This is a genomic window from Streptomyces sp. NPDC044002, from assembly GCF_056434525.1.
Genome location: NZ_JBWKEZ010000053.1, coordinates 1 through 19,576, shown reverse-complemented (window position 1 = coordinate 19,576; position 19,576 = coordinate 1). Strand labels below are relative to the sequence as shown.

Annotated in this window: 18 protein-coding genes and 1 riboswitch; of the genes, 12 read left to right on the top strand and 6 right to left on the bottom strand. The window is 74.1% G+C overall.

The annotated features are described in order from the left end of the window. The first annotated feature begins 46 nt into the window (after positions 1-46). Entirely contained in the window at positions 47-442 is a 396-nt protein-coding gene (locus AC07A6_RS30685) for a VOC family protein (RefSeq protein WP_478779319.1), read from the top strand. A 121-nt stretch (positions 443-563) separates the two neighbouring features. Here the strand turns inward: AC07A6_RS30685 and AC07A6_RS30680 are convergent, their stop codons facing one another. After that, complete coding sequence (locus AC07A6_RS30680) at positions 564-1,976, bottom strand: hypothetical protein (RefSeq protein WP_478779318.1); 1,413 nt, start codon at positions 1,974-1,976, stop codon at positions 564-566. Between the two features lie 140 nt (positions 1,977-2,116). Further along, positions 2,117-3,247: an alpha/beta hydrolase family protein gene (locus tag AC07A6_RS30675; protein ID WP_362460729.1), complete on the bottom strand. Its 1,131-nt coding sequence runs from the start codon at positions 3,245-3,247 to the stop codon at positions 2,117-2,119. A gap of 319 nt (positions 3,248-3,566) precedes the next feature. Here AC07A6_RS30675 and AC07A6_RS30670 point away from each other — a divergent pair, with 319 nt between their 5' ends. From AC07A6_RS30670 to AC07A6_RS30640, 7 genes are all read left to right on the top strand, one after another. Then, positions 3,567-4,850, top strand: coding sequence for an inorganic phosphate transporter (locus AC07A6_RS30670; protein WP_362460732.1), 1,284 nt, complete (start codon positions 3,567-3,569; stop codon positions 4,848-4,850). A gap of 28 nt (positions 4,851-4,878) precedes the next feature. Further along, positions 4,879-5,100, top strand: a complete 222-nt coding sequence (locus AC07A6_RS30665; RefSeq protein WP_007263389.1) for a hypothetical protein — start codon at positions 4,879-4,881, stop codon at positions 5,098-5,100. Between the two features lie 158 nt (positions 5,101-5,258). Next, positions 5,259-5,344: riboswitch (cobalamin riboswitch) on the top strand. A gap of 58 nt (positions 5,345-5,402) precedes the next feature. Further along, positions 5,403-6,359 (top strand): cobalamin biosynthesis protein, encoded by a 957-nt coding sequence (locus tag AC07A6_RS30660; protein ID WP_478779317.1) that lies wholly within the window; start codon positions 5,403-5,405, stop codon positions 6,357-6,359. After that, positions 6,356-7,876 (top strand): cobyric acid synthase, encoded by a 1,521-nt coding sequence (locus AC07A6_RS30655; protein ID WP_478779316.1) that lies wholly within the window; start codon positions 6,356-6,358, stop codon positions 7,874-7,876. The genes AC07A6_RS30660 and AC07A6_RS30655 overlap by 4 nt, the downstream gene beginning before the upstream one ends. Positions 7,877-8,207: 331 nt before the next feature. After that, positions 8,208-10,295, top strand: a complete 2,088-nt coding sequence (locus AC07A6_RS30650; protein WP_478779315.1) for a putative cobaltochelatase — start codon at positions 8,208-8,210, stop codon at positions 10,293-10,295. Continuing rightward, positions 10,295-10,894, top strand: a complete 600-nt coding sequence (gene cobO, locus AC07A6_RS30645; protein ID WP_079425618.1) for a cob(I)yrinic acid a,c-diamide adenosyltransferase — start codon at positions 10,295-10,297, stop codon at positions 10,892-10,894. The genes AC07A6_RS30650 and cobO overlap by 1 nt, the downstream gene beginning before the upstream one ends. A 5-nt stretch (positions 10,895-10,899) precedes the next feature. Next, entirely contained in the window at positions 10,900-12,255 is a 1,356-nt protein-coding gene (locus tag AC07A6_RS30640) for a cobyrinic acid a,c-diamide synthase CobB (protein WP_362474616.1), read from the top strand. Positions 12,256-12,275: 20 nt separating this feature from the next. Here AC07A6_RS30640 and AC07A6_RS30635 read toward each other — a convergent pair whose 3' ends face one another. Then, a complete protein-coding gene (locus AC07A6_RS30635) occupies positions 12,276-13,031 on the bottom strand; it encodes a ZIP family metal transporter (protein WP_362474613.1) in 756 nt (251 codons plus the stop codon). 119 nt (positions 13,032-13,150) lie between these two features. On the opposite strand from AC07A6_RS30635, the gene cobC reads away from it, so the two are divergent. Further along, the gene (cobC, locus tag AC07A6_RS30630) at positions 13,151-14,560 is read left to right on the top strand and encodes an Rv2231c family pyridoxal phosphate-dependent protein CobC (RefSeq protein WP_478779337.1); all 1,410 of its coding nucleotides are present in this window, start codon (positions 13,151-13,153) and stop codon (positions 14,558-14,560) included. Positions 14,561-15,080: 520 nt separating this feature from the next. On the opposite strand, the gene AC07A6_RS30625 is transcribed toward cobC, so the two are convergent. Then, on the bottom strand, positions 15,081-15,866 hold the full coding sequence (locus tag AC07A6_RS30625; protein WP_478779314.1) for an alpha/beta fold hydrolase: 786 nt from the start codon (positions 15,864-15,866) through the stop codon (positions 15,081-15,083). Positions 15,867-16,033: 167 nt separating this feature from the next. On the opposite strand from AC07A6_RS30625, the gene AC07A6_RS30620 reads away from it, so the two are divergent. After that, positions 16,034-16,288 (top strand): hypothetical protein, encoded by a 255-nt coding sequence (locus AC07A6_RS30620; RefSeq protein WP_362469866.1) that lies wholly within the window; start codon positions 16,034-16,036, stop codon positions 16,286-16,288. Between the two features lie 58 nt (positions 16,289-16,346). Here the strand turns inward: AC07A6_RS30620 and AC07A6_RS30615 are convergent, their stop codons facing one another. Together AC07A6_RS30615 and AC07A6_RS30610 are read right to left on the bottom strand one after the other, a co-directional pair. Beyond that, positions 16,347-16,601 carry a hypothetical protein gene (locus AC07A6_RS30615; RefSeq protein ID WP_478779313.1) on the bottom strand — a complete coding sequence of 85 codons (255 nt, stop codon included), beginning with the start codon at positions 16,599-16,601 and terminating at the stop codon, positions 16,347-16,349. Between the two features lie 120 nt (positions 16,602-16,721). Beyond that, positions 16,722-16,880: a hypothetical protein gene (locus tag AC07A6_RS30610; RefSeq protein ID WP_478779312.1), complete on the bottom strand. Its 159-nt coding sequence runs from the start codon at positions 16,878-16,880 to the stop codon at positions 16,722-16,724. Between the two features lie 144 nt (positions 16,881-17,024). Between AC07A6_RS30610 and AC07A6_RS30605 the strand changes: the two genes are divergently transcribed. Together AC07A6_RS30605 and AC07A6_RS30600 are read left to right on the top strand one after the other, a co-directional pair. Then, positions 17,025-18,386, top strand: a complete 1,362-nt coding sequence (locus AC07A6_RS30605) for a tetratricopeptide repeat protein (protein WP_478779336.1) — start codon at positions 17,025-17,027, stop codon at positions 18,384-18,386. A 23-nt stretch (positions 18,387-18,409) separates the two neighbouring features. After that, positions 18,410-19,243 carry a glycosyltransferase family 2 protein gene (locus AC07A6_RS30600; RefSeq protein WP_478779335.1) on the top strand — a complete coding sequence of 278 codons (834 nt, stop codon included), beginning with the start codon at positions 18,410-18,412 and terminating at the stop codon, positions 19,241-19,243. The last annotated feature ends 333 nt before the right edge of the window (positions 19,244-19,576 follow it).

Genomic DNA, 19,576 nt, shown 5'->3' with positions numbered 1-19,576 from the left:
GTGACGCGGGTCACTTGGGCCACCGTCACGAGAGGGAGTGATCGTCATGGCAGGCGTTCCGTCCATCTACCCCACGCTGCTCTACCGCGACGCGAAGGCGGCGATCCAGCAGCTCACCGAGGCGTTCGGGTTCACCCAGGTCGCGGTCTACGAGGGCGACGACGGCGCGGTGATGCACGCGGAGCTGGCGTACGGCGGCGGCGCGGTGATGCTGGGCAGCAAGGGGCGCGGGGGCGCCTTCGACAAGGCCATGGAGGCGGCGGGCCCGGCGGGGGTCTACGTCGTGGTCGACGACGTGGACGCCCATCACCGGCGGGCGGCCGAGCACGGCGTGGAGATCCTGATGGAGCCCACCGACCAGGACTACGGGTCGCGGGACTACATGGCGCGGGACGCCGAGGGCAACGTCTGGAGCTTCGGGACGTACGCCCCCCAGCTCTGACGCGGCGCCCGCGCCCCGCCAGGGGCGCGGGGAACCGCGCGACCGGCCACGGACGGCCCGCGGGCCGCGGGCAGGGGAACCGCCCGCGGCGCGTGGTCCCGGGAAACCGCCCGGCCGGGGCTCAGGCGCCGCCGGTGTGGACCTGGAAGGCGGCCCGGCGGACCGCCTTGGCGAGGGCGGGGTCGGGGTGGGCGGCGGCCAGGGCGACCAGCACCTGCACCGTGCGGGGGTGGCCGACCGCGCGGACCTCGTCCAGCAGCCGGGGGACGGTGGTGCGGACGGCGGAGTCGAGGTGCCGGGCGAGCAGGTCGGCCTCGCCGTGGTCGGCAATGGCGGCGGCGGTGTCCACCCAGAGCCAGGTCGACTCCTCGGGGGTGAGCACGTCCTGGGCGTCGTCGGGGTCGACCCCGTCGTGCTCGGCGAGCCAGAGCAGGGCGTACGGCCGCAGCGCGGGCTCGCGCAGGGCCGCGCGCACCTCGCGCTCGGCGGGGGCTCCGACCACGCGCAGGGCCTCGAAGGCCAGGCCGCGCAGCAGGGCGTCCTCGCCGCGGGCGGCGTGCAGCAGCTCGCTGACGGCGTGGCCGACGGGCCGGGCGGCGAGCCAGGCCTGGTACTCGGCGCGGGCCGGTCCGGGGGTGAGCCGGGCGCAGCCGTGCAGCATGGCGGCGGCGGACTGCTCGATGTTCCCGGCCGGGCTCTGGGCGGCGACGCAGATCTGCTCCAGCTTCACCCACACGGCCCAGCTGCCGAGGGGGGTGAGGGTGGCGCGGGCGGGGCCGAGGGTGACGGCGTCCACGGCGGCGAGTCCGCCCAGGGCCCAGCGCAGCAGCCGGGCGAGCGGCAGCGGCCGGGGCTCGGCGGCGGTGGAGCCGGCGGCGGGCTCGGGGCCGTAGGGGACCTCGCAGCGCTCGTCGCGCAGCTCGGTGACCCGCTGGCCGAGCAGGTCCAGGAGGTCGGGGACGGTCACCGGGCCGGCGGACAGCTGGAGCAGCGACAGCAGCTGCGGCATGGCCTCGACCACCTCGGCGACGGCCGAGGGGGCGATGTCCGCGGGGGCCGGGTGGACGAGCGACCAGGCGTCGAAGAGGGCGACCCAGCCGCGCAGTACGGCGGTGTCGTCGCGGTCCCAGGCGCGCAGCCGCCAGCCGGGGCGGGCGTGTCCGCCGTGCACCTCGACGAGGCCGGAGAGGCGGGCGCGGTCCCAGCCGACGCGGATCTGCCCGTGCGTCAGGCCCAGTTCCGCGGCGGCCCGTTCGACGTCGACGGCGGGCAGTGCGCCCGAGGGCGCCGGGCGGCCGCCGTCGCCCGCGCCGAGGTTCAGCTCGGCCCAGCGGGCCAGCCGTACCGCGTCGGCGAGCGAGGCGCGGGCGCGGTTCGCCAGGTCCGCCGTGGCGGGGGTGCCCGCCGGGGGCCGGGTGGCCGGCCGGGTTCGCCGGTCGGTCACCGCCTTGCGCGCCGTGGCGACGGAGCGCTGGGAGACGAGTCGGAGTCTGGAGTCGCGAGCCAACTGCTCATCAGGCTTTCGGGACGTCACGGAAGCAGTCTCGCCCGTCACTGGCCGAAAGCCCAAACGGAACGGGTCATTTCCACAGGTCACAGGGCGGATGAACCGGGATGAATCCCCCACCGCGCCCCGTCCGCCACAGGCCCTTCACCCGGGCGCCACATCACACGTCACATGAGGGGGGTGAGGAAGCGTCGCAGCGCCTCCTCGTAGCGCAGCGGGTCGGCGTTCCACATCGCCCCGTGCCCGGCGTCCATCACGGTGTGCAGGGTGACCAGGTCGGGCCGGGCGGCGGCGAGGCGGCGGGAGGGCTCCCAGGGGGCGATCGCGTCGGCGGGCCCGTGGAAGATCAGGACGGGCACGCGCAGCGCGCCCGGGTCGGCCCCCGGCGCGAGGTGGTCGGCGCGCAGCCCGGCGCGGCCCTCGGCGGCCCGGACGGCGAGCGGGAGCAGCGGGGCCGGGGTGCCGCGGGCGGCGGCCAGGGCGCGCAGGGTGGCGTGCCAGTCCATGACGGGCGAGTCCAGCACGAGCCCGGAGACCCGGCCGGCCAGGGCCGAGCGCTCCAGGACGCGCAGGGCCATGGCGGCCCCGGTGGACCAGCCGTACAGGACCACGCGGCGGGCCCCGTAGCGCACGGCGTAGCGGATGGCGGCGTCCAGGTCCCGCCACTCCGACTCGCCGAGGTGGCCGAGGCCGTCCGGGGAGGCGGGGGCGCCGATGTCGCCCCGGTAGCCGAGGTCGAGCACCGGGAGGCGGTGGCGGTGCAGGAAGGGCATGACCGCCATCGGGTGCTCCCGGCCGGTGCCGAGCCCGTGGACGGTGATCACCCAGGTGCCCCGGGCGCCGGGCAGGAACCAGGCCGGGAGCGGGCCGAGCTCGCCGGGGACGTCCACGTCGGCGTGGTCCAGCCCGAGGGCGGAGCGAGGGTTGCCCCGGTGCACCTGAGGGGTGAGGGCGACCCGGGTGCCGGGGGTCAGCTCGCCGTGGCCGACGGAGAGGAGGCGGCGTACGACGGTGTCCGGGTCGTGCGGGACGTCGGTCAGGACGGAGCCGACCACCGCGTGCACCCCGGGTGCCTCCAGGCCGTGGACGCCGGGGCGCAGGGAGGCCAGCGTGCGGGTGAGGACCACCCGGCCGGGTCCGGTGGAGTGCACGCTGAGGCGGGGGCCGCCGGGCAGCGGGCGGCCCGGTTCGGGTCGCAGGGCCGCGTCGGCGGCGTACCGGCCGGCCGCGACCGCGGCCGCTCCGGCGCCGATCAGGGTCGTGGTGACGGCCGCTGCCGTCGCTGTGGCGGTACGCACCGTTCCAGTCTCGGCCCGTTCCGGTTCCGGCGCGCGACGGCGGGCGACGGCGGGCGGGCCGGCGGAGCCGCCGAAGCGGAGTGATCTACCTCTCTTTCCGGGGTCGGAGGAGGTCGTCCGCAGGCCGGGGGGCTTTCCCGGACGGTTCCGTTCACCCACGTTTGACGTGCAGGAATCGGGATGGCTGCGACAGAATCAGGACGAATGACCCGATCGTGTGTCGCGTGGGGACACCACACCGCCCGAGTCAGTTCATCTTCCGTTCACCCAGGTTGCCTACGGTCGCCGAGCCACTGACGCCAAACAGAAGCCTGGGTAAATGGAGCACATAACGCTTCTCCTCGGGATCGTGATCATCACCGCTCTCGTGTTCGACTTCACGAACGGTTTCCACGACACAGCCAACGCGATGGCCACCACCATCTCGACCGGCGCCCTCAAGCCCAAGACGGCGGTGGCCATGTCCGCCGTGCTCAACCTCGTCGGCGCGTTCATGTCCGTGGAGGTCGCCAAGACGATCTCCAAGGGCCTGGTCAACGAGGAGGGCATTCAGCCGGAGGTGATCTTCGCCGCCCTGGTCGGCGCGATCCTCTGGAACCTCGTCACCTGGCTGGTCGGCCTCCCCTCCAGCTCCTCGCACGCCCTGATGGGCGGCCTGGTCGGTGCGGCCGTCGCCTCCGCCGGCCTCGGTGCCGTCAACGGCGACACGCTCGTCACCAAGGTGCTGCTCCCCGCCGTCGCCGCGCCCATCGTGGCCGGCGTGGCCGCGATGCTGGCCACGAAGGTCACGTACAAGCTGAACGGCAAGATCGGCGAGAAGACCTCCGCCAAGGGCTACAAGGCCGGCCAGATCGCCTCCGCCGGTCTCGTCTCCCTCGCGCACGGCACCAACGACGCGCAGAAGACGATGGGCATCATCACCCTGGCCCTGGTCGCCGGCGGCGCGCTCGCGCCCGGCTCCAACCCCCCGGTCTGGGTCATCGTCTCCGCCGGTCTGGCCATCGCGCTGGGCACCTACCTGGGCGGCTGGCGCATCATCCGCACCATGGGCTCCGGCCTGACCGACCTGCAGCCGCAGCAGGGCTTCGCCGCCCAGACCTCGGCCGCCAGCGTCATCCTGGCCTCCTCCAACCTCGGCTTCTCCCTCTCCACCACGCACGCCTGCTCCGGCGCCGTCATGGGTGCGGGCCTGGGCCGCAAGGGCGGCGTGGTCCGCTGGTCCACCGCCACCCGCATGTTCGTCGCGTGGGGCCTGACCCTGCCGGCCGCCGCCCTCGTCGCCTCCGGCGCCGAGCTGGTCATGCGCACCGGTGACATCGGCGTCGTCGCCGTCACCGTCTTCCTGGTCGGCTCCTGCCTCGCCATCTGGCTGATCTCCCGCCGCCAGGTCGTCGACCACACCAACGTCAACGAGACCGGCACCGCCTCCACCGAGGCCGAGGAGCCCGGCGTGGTCACCACCGCCATGGCCGCCGTCGCGGTCCCGCCGCTCGCGGGCACCACCGCCGCCGTCACCGACGAGGACCTCAAGGCCACCATCCCGGCCTCGACGGCCAACCCGGCCGCCCCGACGACCCCCACGGCCCCGGCCGCGGCGGTCTGACCCCGAGAACGACAGAGGAAACGGCAGTATGAAGATCGACTGGGCAGCACTCGGCTCCGTCTTCGGGGTCAGCCTCTCCGCCACCGTCGCCCTCGTGGCCCTGTTCACCCTGGGCCTGGTGGGCCTCTCCAAGCACGAGGCCGCCACCGAGCAGGGCGGGGCCGCGACCCTGGCCCGCAGCGGCGCCTACGCCTGCTTCGCGCTCTGCGCGGCGGCCGTGGCCTACGGGATCTACCTGATCGTCAGCTGACACCGCCGCACCGCGTACGACGGCTCCCTCCGGGATTCCCGGAGGGAGCTTTCGCGTACCCGCGCCCCTCCTCCGCCCTCCGTCCCACCAGGTCAACGGCAAGTTGACGGGCGTTCGCGGGGCGTGGTGGACTGCCCGAGCCAATACGGCGGCATGGAGAGGAAGTCCGGTGCGAATCCGGCGCGGTCCCGCCACTGTCACCGGGGAACGCACGCACCGCGTGCACCCCGGGAGCCAGGAACTCTCGCCGCCGGACACGTCGAACCAGGGCGCGGACCCTGAGTGAGGACATACCTGCCACCATGCGTGCCGACCGCGTCTTCGCGTACGGCGCCACGGCGGGGCTGATCGGCGACCGGATCCTCGGGGATCCCCGCCGGGGGCACCCCGTGGCCGCCTTCGGACGAGCCGCCGCCGCCGTCGAGGGCGCCCTGTGGCGCGACGACCGCGCCCGCGGCCTCCTGCACACCCTCGTCTGCGCGGGCGGCGCCGCCGCCGTCGGCGCGCTGGGCGCACGCGCCGTGCGCTCCCGGCCCGCGGCCGCCCGTATCGCCCTGACCGCCGCGGCCACCTGGGCCGTCGTCGGCGGCACCTCCCTCGGCCGGGAGGCCCGCGCCATCGGCGGGGCGCTCGCTGCCGGGGACGCGGAGGTCGCCCGCGAGCGGCTCCCCCACCTGTGCGGGCGCGACCCCCAGGCACTCGACGAGCAGCAGATGGCCCGGGCCGTCGTGGAGTCCGTCGCCGAGAACACCTCCGACGCGGTCGTCGGGGCCCTGGTGTGGGGCGCCCTCGCCGGGGTCCCCGGACTGCTGGCCTTCCGCGCCGTGAACACCCTGGACGCGATGGTCGGCCACAAGTCGCCCCGCTACCTGCGCTACGGCTGGGCCTCCGCCCGCCTCGACGACCTGGCCGGCTGGCCCGGGGCCCGGCTCACCGCCCTCGCCGCCGTGGCCGCCGGCCCCGACCGGCGCGGAGCCGTACGGGCCTGGCGCGCCGACGCCGCCGCCCACCCCAGCCCCAACGCCGGCCCGGTCGAGGCCTCCTTCGCCGGCGCGCTCGGCGTCCGGCTGGGCGGGACCCTGTCCTACGGCGGCCGGGTCGAGCACCGGGCGGTCCTCAACGGGGAGCGGGGACGGCCGGTGGAGGTCGCGGACATCGAGCGGGCCGTAAGACTGTCGCGACGGGTGACCTGGCTGGCGCTCGGGGCCTGCGTGGCCGTGCGCTCGGCCGTGGCGATGACGAGAAGGGGACGGGCATGAGCGGGACGGGGCGCGGCGGCGGACTGCTGGTCGCCGGTACGACATCGGACGCGGGCAAGAGCGTGGTCACGGCGGGGATCTGCCGCTGGCTGGCCCGGCAGGGCGTGAAGGTCGCCCCGTTCAAGGCCCAGAACATGTCGCTGAACTCCTTCGTGACGCGGGAGGGCGCCGAGATCGGCCGCGCCCAGGCCATGCAGGCCCAGGCCGCCCGGGTGGAGCCGACCGCGCTGATGAACCCGGTCCTGCTCAAGCCGGGCAGCGACCGCAGCAGCCAGGTGGTGCTGCTGGGCAAGCCCGTCGGCGAGATGAGCGCCCGCGGCTACCACGGCGGCCGCCAGGAGCAGCTCCTCGGCATCGTCACGGACTGCCTGGAGCAGCTGCGGGGCACGTATGACGCCGTGATCTGCGAAGGGGCCGGCAGTCCGGCCGAGATCAACCTGCGCCGGACCGACATCGTGAACATGGGCATCGCGCGGGCCGCACGGTTCCCGGTGGTCGTGGTCGGCGACATCGACCGGGGCGGCGTCTTCGCCTCCTTCTTCGGGACGACGGCCCTGCTGTCGCCGGAGGACCAGTCGCTGATCGCCGGGTACATGGTCAACAAGTTCCGCGGCGACGTGTCCCTGCTGGAGCCCGGCATGGAGATGCTGCGCGGCCTCACGGGACGGTCGACGTACGGGGTGCTGCCCTTCCGGCACGGGCTGGGCATCGACGAGGAGGACGGCCTGCGGGTCTCCCTCCGGGGCGCGGTACGCGAGTCCGTGGTCGCCCCGCCGGTCGGCGAGGACGTGCTGCGGGTCGCGGTGTGCGCGGTGCCGCTGATGTCGAACTTCACCGACGTCGACGCGCTCGCGGCCGAGCCGGGCGTAGTCGTGCGGTTCGTGGACCGGGCCGAGGAACTGGCCGACGCCGACCTGGTCGTCGTACCGGGCACGCGCGGCACGGTGAAGGCGCTGGAGTGGCTCCGGGAGCGGGGCCTCGCCGGCGCGCTGGCCCGGCGGGCCGCCGAGGGGCGGCCGGTGCTGGGCATCTGCGGCGGCTTCCAGGCACTGGGCGAGCACATCGAGGACGAGGTCGAGTCGAAGGCCGGCTCGGTGGCGGGGCTGGGACTGCTGCCGGTGCGGGTGCGCTTCGCGGTGGAGAAGACCCTGGCCCGGCCCGAGGGCACCGCCCTGGGCGAGGAGGTCTCGGGCTACGAGATCCACCACGGGGTGGCCGAGGTGCTGGGCGGCGAGCCGTTCCTGGACGGCTGCCGGGTCGGATCGGTGTGGGGCACCCACTGGCACGGCTCGCTGGAGTCGGACGGCTTCCGCCGGGCGTTCCTCCGCGAGGTCGCGGCGGCTGCCGGGCGCCGCTTCGTACCGGCGCCGGACACGTCGTTCGCCGCGCTGCGGGAGGAGCAGCTGGACCTGCTGGGCGACCTGATCGCCGAGCATGCGGATACGCGTGCGCTGCTTCAGCTGATCGAGGGCGGCGCCCCGTCCGGGCTCCCGTTCCTCCCCCCGGGCGCGCCGTGACGGCCCCGGCCCTGCGGGGCTGCTCCCCTACCCGCCCTTCCACCGTTCCCAGGGGCGCTGCCCCTGCCCCCGTTGCGCTCAAACGCCGCGCGGGCTGGAATTTCGCTGCGCGAAATCCAGCCTCGCCGGCGTTTGAGGCGCGGGGGTCTGGGGGCGGAGCCCCCAGGAAGGGGTCCGGGGCGCAGCCCCGGGGAACGGGCGAAGGGCGGGTAGGGGACCCAGCCCCGCGCAGCGGCAGCCCCGGCACCGGCCGCCCAGCCCGCACCGCGAGCCCCCGCACGATCCCCGACAGCCCGCGCACGCACACCCGTACAGGAGGAGTGAGCAACCCATGACCACCCCCTACCCGTTCACCGCAGTGGTCGGCCAGACCGACCTGCGGCTGGCGCTCCTGCTCAACGCCGTGAGCCCGGCGGTCGGCGGTGTGCTCGTGCGCGGCGAGAAGGGGACCGCCAAGTCCACCGCCGTGCGCGCGCTGTCGGCGCTGCTGCCGCAGGTGGACGTCGTCCCCGGCTGCCGGTTCTCGTGCGCGCCGGCCGCGCCCGACCCGGCCTGCCCGGACGGCCCGCACGAGCCCGGCCCCGGCGCCGGCCGCCCCGCGCGCATGGTCGAGCTGCCCGTCGGCGCCTCCGAGGACCGCCTCGTCGGCGCCCTCGACATCGAACGCGCCCTCGCCGAGGGCGTGAAGGCCTTCGAGCCCGGCCTGCTCGCCGACGCGCACCGCGGGATCCTGTACGTCGACGAGGTCAACCTGCTCCACGACCACCTCATCGACCTCCTCCTCGACGCCGCCGCCATGGGCGCCTCCTACGTCGAGCGCGAGGGCGTCTCCGTGCGGCACGCGGCCCGGTTCCTGCTCGTCGGCACCATGAACCCCGAGGAGGGCGAGCTGCGCCCGCAGCTCCTCGACCGGTTCGGGCTGACCGTGGAGGTCGCCGCCTCCCGGGAGCCCGCGCAGCGCGTCGAGGTGGTGCGCCGCCGGCTCGCGTACGAGGACGACCCCGCGGGCTTCGCCGCCCGCTGGACCGGGGACGAGAGCGAGGTGCGGGCGCGGGTCGTGGCCGCCCGGGCGCTGCTCCCGCAGGTCCGGCTCGGGGACACGGCGCTGCTGCAGATCGCCGCCACCTGCGCCGGGTTCGAGGTCGACGGCATGCGCGCCGACATCGTGATGGCCCGTACCGCGACCGCGCTGGCCGCCTGGGCGGGACGGACCTCGGTGCTCAAGGAGGACGTCCGGCAGGCCGCCCTGCTGGCCCTCCCCCACCGGCGCCGGCGCAACCCCTTCGACGCGCCCGGCCTGGACGAGGACAAGCTCGACGAGATCCTGGACGGCTTCCCCGACGAGGAGCCGGAGCCCGAGCCGGACCCGGAGCCCGAGGGCCCGGACGACGGCGGCGGTGACGGCGGCGGCCCCGGCGGGGACGGCGGCGGGGTGCCCCCGCAGGGCGGCGGCCCCGAGACCGGGCACGCGCCCGAGGAGACCGCCGCGCCGGAGGAAGCGGCTCCCGAGCCGCAGCCCTCCGCCCCGCAGCAGGGCGGGTCCGGCGGCGCGGAGCAGGCCGCCGTGGGGGCTGCCGAGCCGTTCCGCACCAAGACGCTCAGCGTGCCCGGCCTGGGCGAGGGCGCGGCTGGACGGCGTTCGCGCGCCCGCACCGCGCACGGCCGGACCACCGGCTCCCAGCGCCCCCGGGGGCAGCTGACGAAGCTGCACCTGGCGGCCACCGTGCACGCCGCCGCCCCGCACCAGAAGGCGCGCGGCCGCGTCGGGCGCGGCCTCGTCGTGCGCCGGGACGACCTGCGCCAGGCCACCCGGGAGGGCCGCGAGGGCAACCTCGTGCTGTTCTGCGTCGACGCCTCGGGCTCGATGGCCGCCCGGCAGCGGATGGGCGCCGTCAAGGGCGCGGTGCTGTCGCTGCTGCTGGACGCGTACCAGCGCCGGGACAAGGTCGGCCTGATCACCTTCCGCGGCGCGGACGCCGAACTGGCGCTGCCGCCCACCTCCTCGGTGGACGCGGCCGCCGCCCGGCTGGAGAAGCTGCCCACCGGCGGCCGCACCCCGCTCGGCCCGGGCCTGCTCAAGGCCCACGAGGTGCTGCGGATCGAGCGGCTGCGGGACCCCTCGCGCCGCCCGCTGCTGGTGGTCGTCACCGACGGCCGGGCCACCTCGGCCGGGGCCGTCGGCGGTGACCCGCGCGAGCTGTCGGGGCGCAGCGCCCGGCTGCTGGCCGCCGAGGGCATCGCCTCGGTGGTGGTGGACTGCGAGTCCGGGCCGGTCCGGCTGGGGCTCGCGGGGGCGCTGGCCGCCGATCTGGGCGCGCCCGCCGTGACCCTCGACGGGCTGCGGGCCGACTCGCTGGCCGGGCTCGTGAAGAACGTACGTACCTCAGTGACCCGTGAAACCCCCAGGAGGGCCGCGTAATGCCGCAGGGACAGCCGACCGTCGTTCCGGACGACGGGCTCACGACGCGTCAGCGCCGCAACCGCCCGCTCGTCTTCGTGCACACCGGGCCGGGCAAGGGCAAGTCGACGGCCGCGTTCGGCCTGGCGCTGCGCGCCTGGAACCAGGGCTGGCCGATCGGGGTGTTCCAGTTCGTCAAGTCGGCGAAGTGGAAGGTCGGCGAGGAGAACGCGCTGAAGGTGCTGGGCGCCTCCGGCGAGGGCGGGTCCGTCGTCTGGCACAAGATGGGCGAGGGCTGGTCCTGGGTCCAGCGCGACGCGCAGCTCGACAACGAGCAGGCCGCCAAGGAGGGCTGGGAGCAGGTCAAGCGCGACCTGGCCGCCGAGACGCACAAGCTGTACGTCCTCGACGAGTTCGCGTACCCGATGCACTGGGGCTGGATCGACGTGGACGAGGTGATCGAGGTGCTGCGGAACCGCCCCGGCACCCAGCACGTGGTCATCACCGGCCGCAACGCCCCGGAGAAGCTGCTGGAGTTCGCGGACCTGGTCACCGAGATGACCAAGGTCAAGCACCCCATGGACGCCGGCCAGAAGGGCCAGAAGGGCATCGAGTGGTGACGTCCGTGAACGTGCCCCGGCTGGTCATCGCCGCGCCGTCCTCCGGCAGCGGCAAGACCACCGTGGCGACGGGCCTGATGGCGGCCTTCGCGGAACGCGGCCTGGCCGTGTCCCCGCACAAGGCCGGGCCCGACTACATCGACCCCGGCTACCACGCGCTGGCCACCGGCCGGCCGGGGCGCAACCTGGACGCCTTCATGTGCGGGCCGGAGCTGGTCGCACCGCTGTTCGCGCACGGGGCGGCCGGCTGCGACCTGGCCGTGGTCGAGGGCGTGATGGGGCTCTACGACGGCGCCGCCGGACGGGGTGAGCTGGCCTCGACGGCGCAGGTGGCGAAGCTGCTGCGGGCGCCGGTGGTGCTGGTGGTGGACGCCTCCTCGCAGTCCCGGTCGGTGGCCGCGCTGGTGCACGGCTTCGCCTCGTTCGACCCGCAGGTGCGGCTCGGCGGGGTGATCCTCAACAAGGTGGGCTCCGACCGGCACGAGGCGATGCTGCGGGAGGCGCTGGAGGAGGCCGGGATGCCGGTCCTCGGTGTCATGCGGCGGGCCCCGCAGGTGGCGACGCCGTCCCGGCACCTGGGCCTGGTCCCGGTGGCCGAGCGGCGGGCCGACGCGGTCGCCGCCGTCGCGGCGCTGGCCGAGCAGGTGCGGTCCGGCTGCGACCTGGACGCGCTGATGGCGCTGGCGCGGACGGCTCCGGCGCTGGAGTGCGAGCCGTGGTCTCCGGAGGGGGCCGTCACCCCCGTCGGGGGGCCGCGTCCCGTCGTCGCCGTCGCCGGCGGGCCCGCGTTCACGTTCTCCTACGCCGAGCACGCCGAGCTGCTGACGGCCGCCGGCGCCGAGGTGGTCACCTTCGACCCCCTCCACGACGAGGCGCTCCCCGAGGGCACGAGCGGGCTCGTGATAGGCGGCGGGTTCCCGGAGGTGTACGCCCCGGAGCTCTCCGCGAACGAGCCCCTGCGCAAGGCCGTCGCGGACTTCGCGGCGGCCGGCGGACCGGTGGCCGCCGAGTGCGCCGGGCTGCTGTACCTGGCGCGTTCCCTCGACGGGAAGCCGATGTGCGGGGTGCTCGACGCCGACGCCCGGATGTCGGAGCGGCTGACCCTCGGCTACCGCGAGGCGGTCGCGGTGTCGGACAGCTCGCTGGCCGCCGCCGGGACGCGGCTGCGGGGGCACGAGTTCCACCGGACGGTGGTCGAGCCGGGCGCCGGAGCGGCGCCGGCGTGGGGGTTCACGCATCCCGAACGCCGCGTCGAGGGCTTCGTCCGGCAGGGCGTGCACGCCAGTTACCTCCACACCCACTGGGCGGCACAGCCGTCGGTCGCCCGGCGCTTCGCGGAAGCCGCGGCAGCGCACCGGTGACCGGCCTCCCCGGCCGGGGGTCATTCCGCGAGGCCGACCACGAGCCAGATCCCGGCCACCCCGCCCACCGTGCACATCAGCGTGGACAGGGCGGGGTGCTCGTGGTGCGCCTCGGGCAGGATCTCGGCGGCGGCCAGGTACAGCAGGGCCCCGCCGAAGAACCCGAGGTACGCCCCGAGGGGTTCCTCCGGAAGGGTGAACAGCAGGGTGGACGCGGCGCCGACGACCGGGGCGACGGCGTCCGCGAAGAGCATCAGCAGGGCCTTGCGGCGGGCGTTCCCGTAGAGGCGGGTGAGCGTGTACGTGTTGAACCCGTCGGCGAAGTCGTGGGTGATGACGGCCAGTGCCACGGCCACGCCCATGCCGCCGCCGACCTGGAAGGCGGCGCCGAGGGCCACTCCGTCGGCGAGGCTGTGACCGACCATCGCGGCGGCCGCGGTGAGGCCGACCTGCGGGACGCGCCCGGCGCTGCGGCCGTGCCCGTCGTTCCCATCGCCATTCGCGGCGCCGTGCGCGGCCTGGCGTACGGCGAGCAGGCGCTCCACCACGTGGGCGACGAGGAAGCCGCCGACGAAGAGCAGCAGGGCCAGCGGGACGCCGAACACCTCCTGGCCGGCGGCGTGCATGGCCTCCGGGAGCAGGTCGAGGCCGACCACGCCGAGCATCAGCCCGCCGGCCAGGCCGAGCACCAGGTGGCGGCGGTCGGTGACGCGTTGCGCCGTCCAGCCGCCCGCCAGCGTCATGAGGAACGCGCCCAAAGCCACGATCACCGCCATGTGCCCCTGAATACCGACTGGCGGCCGGGTGCGCACTTCCGCACGCGGGTGGCGGGCGGCAGCGTGTTGACGGAGACAGACGGACGAGGGACGCAGGAGGTATCCCGGTGGGCGAGTACGTGACGCGGGTGGTGGTCGGGGTCGGCGGGCGTGCGGGGGTCTCCGTCGAGGAGGTCTGCGCGCTGGTCGAGGAGACGCTGCGGGGGGCCGGGCTGGCCACCGGGGCGGTGACGGCGCTGGCCACGGTGGAGTCGAAGACCGGGGAGCCGGGCATCGCGGGCGCGGCGGAACGTTTCGGCGTGCCGCTGGTCGGCTATCCGGCGGAACGGCTCGCCCTGATCCCGGTACCGCACCCCTCGGCGTCGGTGCGGGCCGCCTCCGGCACGGCTTCGGTGGCGGAGGCGGCGGCCCTGGCGGGCGGCGGGGAACTCCTCGTGCCGAAGCGCCGCTCGGTGGCGGCCACCTGCGCGGTGGCCACCGCCGAGGAGCACGACCTGCGCCACCACGGCGACGCGGAGGTGGCCGACGCGGGCGGCGCGCTGGTGGACCTCGCGGTGAACGTACGCTCCGACACGCCGCCGCAGTGGCTCAAGGACCGGATCGCGGCCTGCCTCGGCGACCTGGCCGCGTACCCCGACGGGCGGGCGGCACGCGCGGCGGTCGCGGCCCGGCACGGTCTCCCCGTCGAACGGGTGCTGCTGACGGCGGGGGCCGCGGAGGCGTTCGTACTGATCGCGCGGGCCCTGGACGCCGAACGGCCGGTCGTGGTGCACCCGCAGTTCACCGAGCCCGAGGCGGCCCTGCGGGACGCCGGGCACCGGGTGGAACGGGTCCTGCTGCGCCCCGAGGACGGCTTCCGGCTGGACCCGGCGGCAGTACCGGAGGAGGCCGACCTGGTGGTGGTCGGCAACCCCACCAACCCGACGTCGGTCCTGCACCCGGCGGCGACGCTGGCGGCGCTGGCCCGGCCGGGTCGGACCCTGGTGGTGGACGAGGCGTTCATGGACGCCGTCCCGGGCGAGCGGGAGGCGCTGGCCGGGCGGATGGACGTCCCCGGACTGGTCGTCCTCCGCAGCCTGACCAAGACCTGGGGGCTGGCGGGGCTGCGCATCGGGTACGTGCTGGCCGAGCCGGAGGTCATCGCGAAGCTGGCCGCCGCGCAGCCGCTGTGGCCGGTGTCGACGCCGGCGCTGGTGGCGGCGGAGGCCTGCGTCTCGCCCGATGCCCTGGCGGAGGCGGAGACCGCCGCGCAGCGCATCGCCGTGGACCGGGAGCACCTGCTGGCGGGGCTGGCGGAGTTCGAGGAGGTCACGGTGTCGGGGGTGGCCGAGGGCCCGTTCGTCCTGGTCCGCATCCCGGGCGCGGCAGACGTACGCACCCGCCTGCGCGCCCTGGGCTTCGCGGTGCGCCGCGGCGACACCTTCCCGGGCCTGGACGCCGACTGGCTCCGCCTGGCGGTCCGCGACCGCGCCACAACGGGCCGCCTCCTCCAGGCCCTGGACCACGCCCTGGCCCTGGCGGGGCGGTAGGGGGCGGGGCGGGGCTCGCGGTGCGGGCGCGCTATCTCCCCCTCGACCCCGTGGGGTGGGGCGGTGGTTGCCCACCCGCCCCCTTGCCTGCGGGCCGGGGGCCGGGGAGCGGGATCCCCTCGGACGGCCTCAGGGAAGGTTGGGGGCTTCCCGTCAGTCCCATCGTCCTTCCGTGTCGTGCCGGCCTGTCAAGGGCGCTCCCTTCGGTCGCGTCGCTTCGCGATCGCCTTCGGCGACCCTTGACAGACCGGCCCGCCCCGGAAAGCCGAAAGACTGCCGGGAAACCCCCAAAAGAACGGCACGGTCGATGGTTGGAGGGACGGGTCCGTCAGCGATGAGGCGAGGGGCCGGGGGCCGGCCCGCCGGGCATCCGGGCCCCGAACATCCGCGATCCCGGACCAGGGGCGCGACTACCCGCACGAGAGGCCGATCAGAGCGACCTGCGGAGCCCCCAGGCGCGACAGATCGCTACGCGCTCCTCATTTCTCGGCGTCCGGCGGCCGTCTGGGGCCGATACGTCCTACCGGGCCAGGAACGGGGCCAGTTGTGCGGCGAGTTCGGCGGGCGCGTCCATGGCGATCAGGTGGGCGGCGGTGGGGAATTCGACCAGGGTCGCGCCCGGGATCTCGGCGGCGTAGCGGCGGGCGATGTCCTGGAAGTCGGCGACGTCCAGCTTGCCGACACCGACCAGCGTGGGAACGGCGACGGCGGCGAGGTCAGCGCTCCCCGCCCCCTGCCCGTGTTCGTCACGTACGGCCATGTTCACCAGCGACGTCCGCATCGGCTCACGGACCCGGTCGGCCAGACCGGCCGGGACCTCGTCCCACTCCCGGGCGGGACCGCGCAGCCACATGTCCAGGTTGATCTGCGTGGCGGCGTCCACGTCCCCCGCGGCCAGGGCGGCCGTCTCCGCGCCGTCGTACGCGTGCATCTCCGCGGACCAGTCGTAGCCGGGCCAGGGGGCGGCGAACAGGGCCAGGGAGTGCACCCGTTCCGGGTGGGCGAGGGTGAAGTCCAGGGCCACGCGGCCGCCCCAGGAAGCGCCCACGAGCCGGACCCGGTCGTGGCCGAGGTGGTCCAGGAGCCGCAGCAGGTCATCCACGTCGCCGTACGGGCCTGCCGGCGGGGCGGATTCGCCGAAGCCGCGCAGGTCGTAGCGGACGACCGCGTAGTGCTCCGCGAGGCCGGGCACGACGGCGTCCCACATCCGGTGGTCGGCGACGCCGGCGTGCACGAGTACGACGGGCGGCCCGTCACCTGCGACGTCGTACGAAAGGTGGCCGAGATCATCGGCAAGTCTGATCATCCGCAGATGCTTGCACGCGCCACCCAACCGGCGGAAGCGCAGGCCGCCGAAACGATACAGCTGAGGGCATTGGAGTGAACGGCCGTTCCTGCCGGCGCCCGGGGACGGTTGGACCGGCCGACGCGCGGATCGACCGGCGCGTCCCTCCATTGATCCTTAGGGGAGTCATGCGTATTCGTTCCGCTGTCACCGCGTCCGTCCTGGCTGCCGGCATCCTCCTGGGCGGGGCCGGTGCCGCCCTGGCCAACGACGGTGTCGAGATCGACTACTTCGACGGCGGCCACAAGGCCTACTCGTCGGACTGCTCGACGCTCGCCGCGGTCCCCCACAACCTCCCGGCGTTCGCGGGCCCGGTCTACCAGTCGTCCTGCCACAAGGACGGCGAGAAGAAGTGGGCGAACGGCTCCCACCTGGGCGCCTGACCCGGAGCGACCCCCCGGGGGGCGGCCCGACGACAACGTCGGGCCGCCCCTGCGGCTTTCAGCGCAACGTGAGCTGCTTCCCCCGCTCCCGGGGCGTCCAGCCGTGGCTCTCCAGTGCCCGCCGGATGACGACCTCGACGAGCCCCGGCGTGATCACCGTCCCGTGCTCGACCCACGTCACCATCCGCTGCCCGTCCACCTCGTCGTGCACGACGACGATCCCCAGCCCGGGCTCGTCATCGGGCGCAACCACCCACCGGTACCTCTCGCCGTCCACGACGATGGTCCGCGTGCCCTTCTTCGCGATGCCCATGCCGCGAGCCTCTCAGGCCGGCACGACGTTCCCGACAGCGGTGGTGAACTCGCGACCCGAGGCATTTCGGATGTAGGCCAGCTCCTTCCAGTGCTCAACAGCGGCACATACTCGTACTGCTCACTCATCAAACGCTCCCCCGAAGGTGCTGAGGAAGCGCTCCCACCCGGCACGGGCCCGCTCGAGCAGGTCCGTCCCGGGCTCGATCACCAGGATCGGGTTCGCCAAGGCCCTGGCCACGGCACTGCCGTCGAGCGGGCGGCCTTCTGTCTCAGACATGAAGCTCCATTCCAAGCATCAGCGGACGGTCTCCCGCTGCACCTCCTTGTGATGAACAGTGAACTCTCGAGCACGGAAAGTGAGTACGGTGAGAGCGTCAGCAAGTCGTTCAAGCCGTTCAAGATCGCTTACTGGGGGCGGACATTGGCGGATAGCCGGACTCCGAACAGCCAGTTGGCCGACGTCATCGCCGAGGCCGGAGTCACCTACTACGCACTGGCCCGCGAAATCCGCGCTGTCGCGTCCGAGGCAGGGGAGGCGCTCAGCACCTCTCCGTCCGCCGTTTCCTATTGGATGGCCGGCGGTACACCGTCCGGTCGGACTCGGTTCTATATCGCCGAGGCTCTCACCAGAAGGACGAAACGGAGGGTAACGGTTGCAGAGATCGGTCTGGCCTGCGCAGGCACCGGGGACGCCTTGAGTGCCGATCCGTTGGCTACGGCTGCCGACCTCGGGAGATACGTGATGCTCCGTCGCAGGGAATTCCTGACCACCGCCTTTGCCACCGCGGCAGTCCGCCTCCCTTTGAACTACGACCACGAAGCAGTAGCGGCCACCCTCAAAGCCGCCCGGGATGGCGGCAGCGTCGGGCCGGAAGAAGTGGGGACGGTCCGGCAGCTGACGGAAATGTTCAGGACTGCGGACGACAAGCTCGGTGGCGGCCACGGGTTGACCACGGCCACCGCGTACCTGACCGACACGGTGGCCCCGATGCTGAAGGCTCGATTCCCGTCGGCCACGGTGCGCAAGGACGCGTTCGGGGCAGCCACTCAGCTGGCCTGCCTGGTCGGATGGAAACACCACGACCTGGGCCGTGAAGGAGTGGCGCAGCAGTACTACCTCCTTGGCTACCAACTGGCCTGCGAGTCCGACCCCGCAGGGCAAGCTGCCTGGATGATGCGAGCCATGACCCACCAGGGCCTGGACCTGGACCAACCGGACTCATGCGTGGAGCTCGCCAAGGAGGCACTGGGGCGCGCGTCCGGAAAGGTCGACCGGCAGACCGAGGCCTTGCTCCTGGTCACCTGCGCGAGGGCCTACGGTGCCAGCGGTATGGGCGCCAGAGCCGCGGCCGCGCTGCTGGCAGCCGAAGACGCCGTGCAGGACGTACGCGATCCGGTGCCTGCGTACTCGGCGGCCTCCGGCCCAGTGGCGGCCACGGTGGCCTCGCACACGGGCAAGACATTGACTGCGATGAAGGACCACAGAGCGGCCGAGCGGCACTACCGCCAAGCCCTCGTCGGCCGTACACCGGGCACGTACCAACGCGGGCATGGCCTGACCATGATCAACCTTGGCAAGTGCGTGGCTGCCCAACGGCGCCACGAAGAAGCCGTCGGTTTATGGAACCGCTCTCTGGACTTCATGGATGGTGTGGTCTCCCACCGGAGCAGGCAGGAAATCAACGTGATCCGATCGACCGTAGCCCGATACCGGCAACGGGGCGTGCCCGGGGCCGGAAGTCTTGAGCAGCGGGCAACCGAGCTTCTGCGGGGCCGGCCGTGACGATCGGCGTGGTCGTACTGACCATGGGCGACCGCCCAGACGAGCTGCGAGCACTCCTGGAATCGGTGGCTGCTCAAGAGGGCGACCCGCCGACCGTCGTGGTGCTCGGCCAAGGAGTCGAGCTGCCCCCGCTCCCGGCGTGGGTGCACTCGATCAACCTGCCGGAGAACCTTGGCATCCCGGGCGGCCGGAACACCGGCGTGCGCGCGCTTCCGGACACCAACGACATCGTCGTCGTCCTGGATGACGACGGCCTCCTCCCCCGCACGGACACCCTCCGCCTGGTCCGGGAGGCCTTCGCGGAGAACCCCCACCTCGGCATCGTGAGCTTCCGGATCGCAGACGAGAACGGTCTGAGCCAGCGCAGGCACGTCCCCCGCCTGGGCGGATCGGACCCGCTGAGGTCCGGCCCGGTCACGACGTACCTCGGCGGTGGCCACGCCATCCGCACGACCCTCTTCGATCAGATCGGCGACTTCCCGGCCCCCTTCTTCTACGCACACGAGGAAACCGACTTCGCCTGGCGTGCGCTGGACGCCGGCTGGGAGATCCACTACCGGGCGGACCTCGTCCTCCAGCACCCCCGCACGGCCGCGTCCCGCCACGCCGTCTACTACCGCAACACGGGCCGCAACCGCGTATGGCTGGCCAAACGCCACCTGCCCGCAGTCCTCGTCCCCGTCTACCTCGCCACATGGGCCGCCTACACCCTGGCGCAGCGCCCCCCGCTCACGGGCCTCACCGCATGGTGGGCCGGCTTCTTCGAGGGCGTCCGCCGCCCCTGCCCACCCCGACGCCCCATCAGCTGGCGGACGGTATGGCAGATGACCCGCCTCGGCCGCCCGCCCGTGATCTGACGCTGCTCCGATCTACCTCTGGCGCGGGTATCAGCCCAAGACTGCCGACAGACGCCGAGATACGAGGAGCGCGTAGCGATCTGCTGCGCCTGGGGGCTTCCCAGGGGGATCGGATCGGCCTCTCGTGCAGGTAGTCGCGCCCTGGCCCGGGATCGCGACTTTTGGGGCCCGAATGCCCGGCGGGCCAGCGCCCGGCCCCTCGCCTCAGCGCTGAGGGACCCGTCCCTCCAACTATCGGCCGTGCCGTTTCTTTGGGGGTTTCCCGGCAGTCTTTCGGCTTTCCGGGGCGGGACGGCCTGTCAAGGGTCGCCGAAGGCGATCACGAAGTGACGC

Bases quoted from the DNA above. Each gene is read 5' to 3' on its own strand.
- AC07A6_RS30685 (WP_478779319.1), top strand. From the start codon at position 47: ATGGCAGGCGTTCCGTCCATCTACCCCACGCTGCTCTACCGCGACGCG.
- AC07A6_RS30670 (WP_362460732.1), top strand. From the start codon at position 3,567: ATGGAGCACATAACGCTTCTCCTCGGGATCGTGATCATCACCGCTCTC.
- AC07A6_RS30665 (WP_007263389.1), top strand. From the start codon at position 4,879: ATGAAGATCGACTGGGCAGCACTCGGCTCCGTCTTCGGGGTCAGCCTC.
- AC07A6_RS30660 (WP_478779317.1), top strand. From the start codon at position 5,403: ATGCGTGCCGACCGCGTCTTCGCGTACGGCGCCACGGCGGGGCTGATC.
- AC07A6_RS30655 (WP_478779316.1), top strand. From the start codon at position 6,356: ATGAGCGGGACGGGGCGCGGCGGCGGACTGCTGGTCGCCGGTACGACA.
- AC07A6_RS30650 (WP_478779315.1), top strand. From the start codon at position 8,208: ATGACCACCCCCTACCCGTTCACCGCAGTGGTCGGCCAGACCGACCTG.
- cobO (WP_079425618.1), top strand. From the start codon at position 10,295: ATGCCGCAGGGACAGCCGACCGTCGTTCCGGACGACGGGCTCACGACG.
- AC07A6_RS30635 (WP_362474613.1), bottom strand. From the start codon at position 13,031: ATGGCGGTGATCGTGGCTTTGGGCGCGTTCCTCATGACGCTGGCGGGC.
- AC07A6_RS30625 (WP_478779314.1), bottom strand. From the start codon at position 15,866: ATGATCAGACTTGCCGATGATCTCGGCCACCTTTCGTACGACGTCGCA.
- AC07A6_RS30620 (WP_362469866.1), top strand. From the start codon at position 16,034: ATGCGTATTCGTTCCGCTGTCACCGCGTCCGTCCTGGCTGCCGGCATC.
- AC07A6_RS30615 (WP_478779313.1), bottom strand. From the start codon at position 16,601: ATGGGCATCGCGAAGAAGGGCACGCGGACCATCGTCGTGGACGGCGAG.
- AC07A6_RS30610 (WP_478779312.1), bottom strand. From the start codon at position 16,880: ATGTCTGAGACAGAAGGCCGCCCGCTCGACGGCAGTGCCGTGGCCAGG.
- AC07A6_RS30600 (WP_478779335.1), top strand. From the start codon at position 18,410: ATGGGCGACCGCCCAGACGAGCTGCGAGCACTCCTGGAATCGGTGGCT.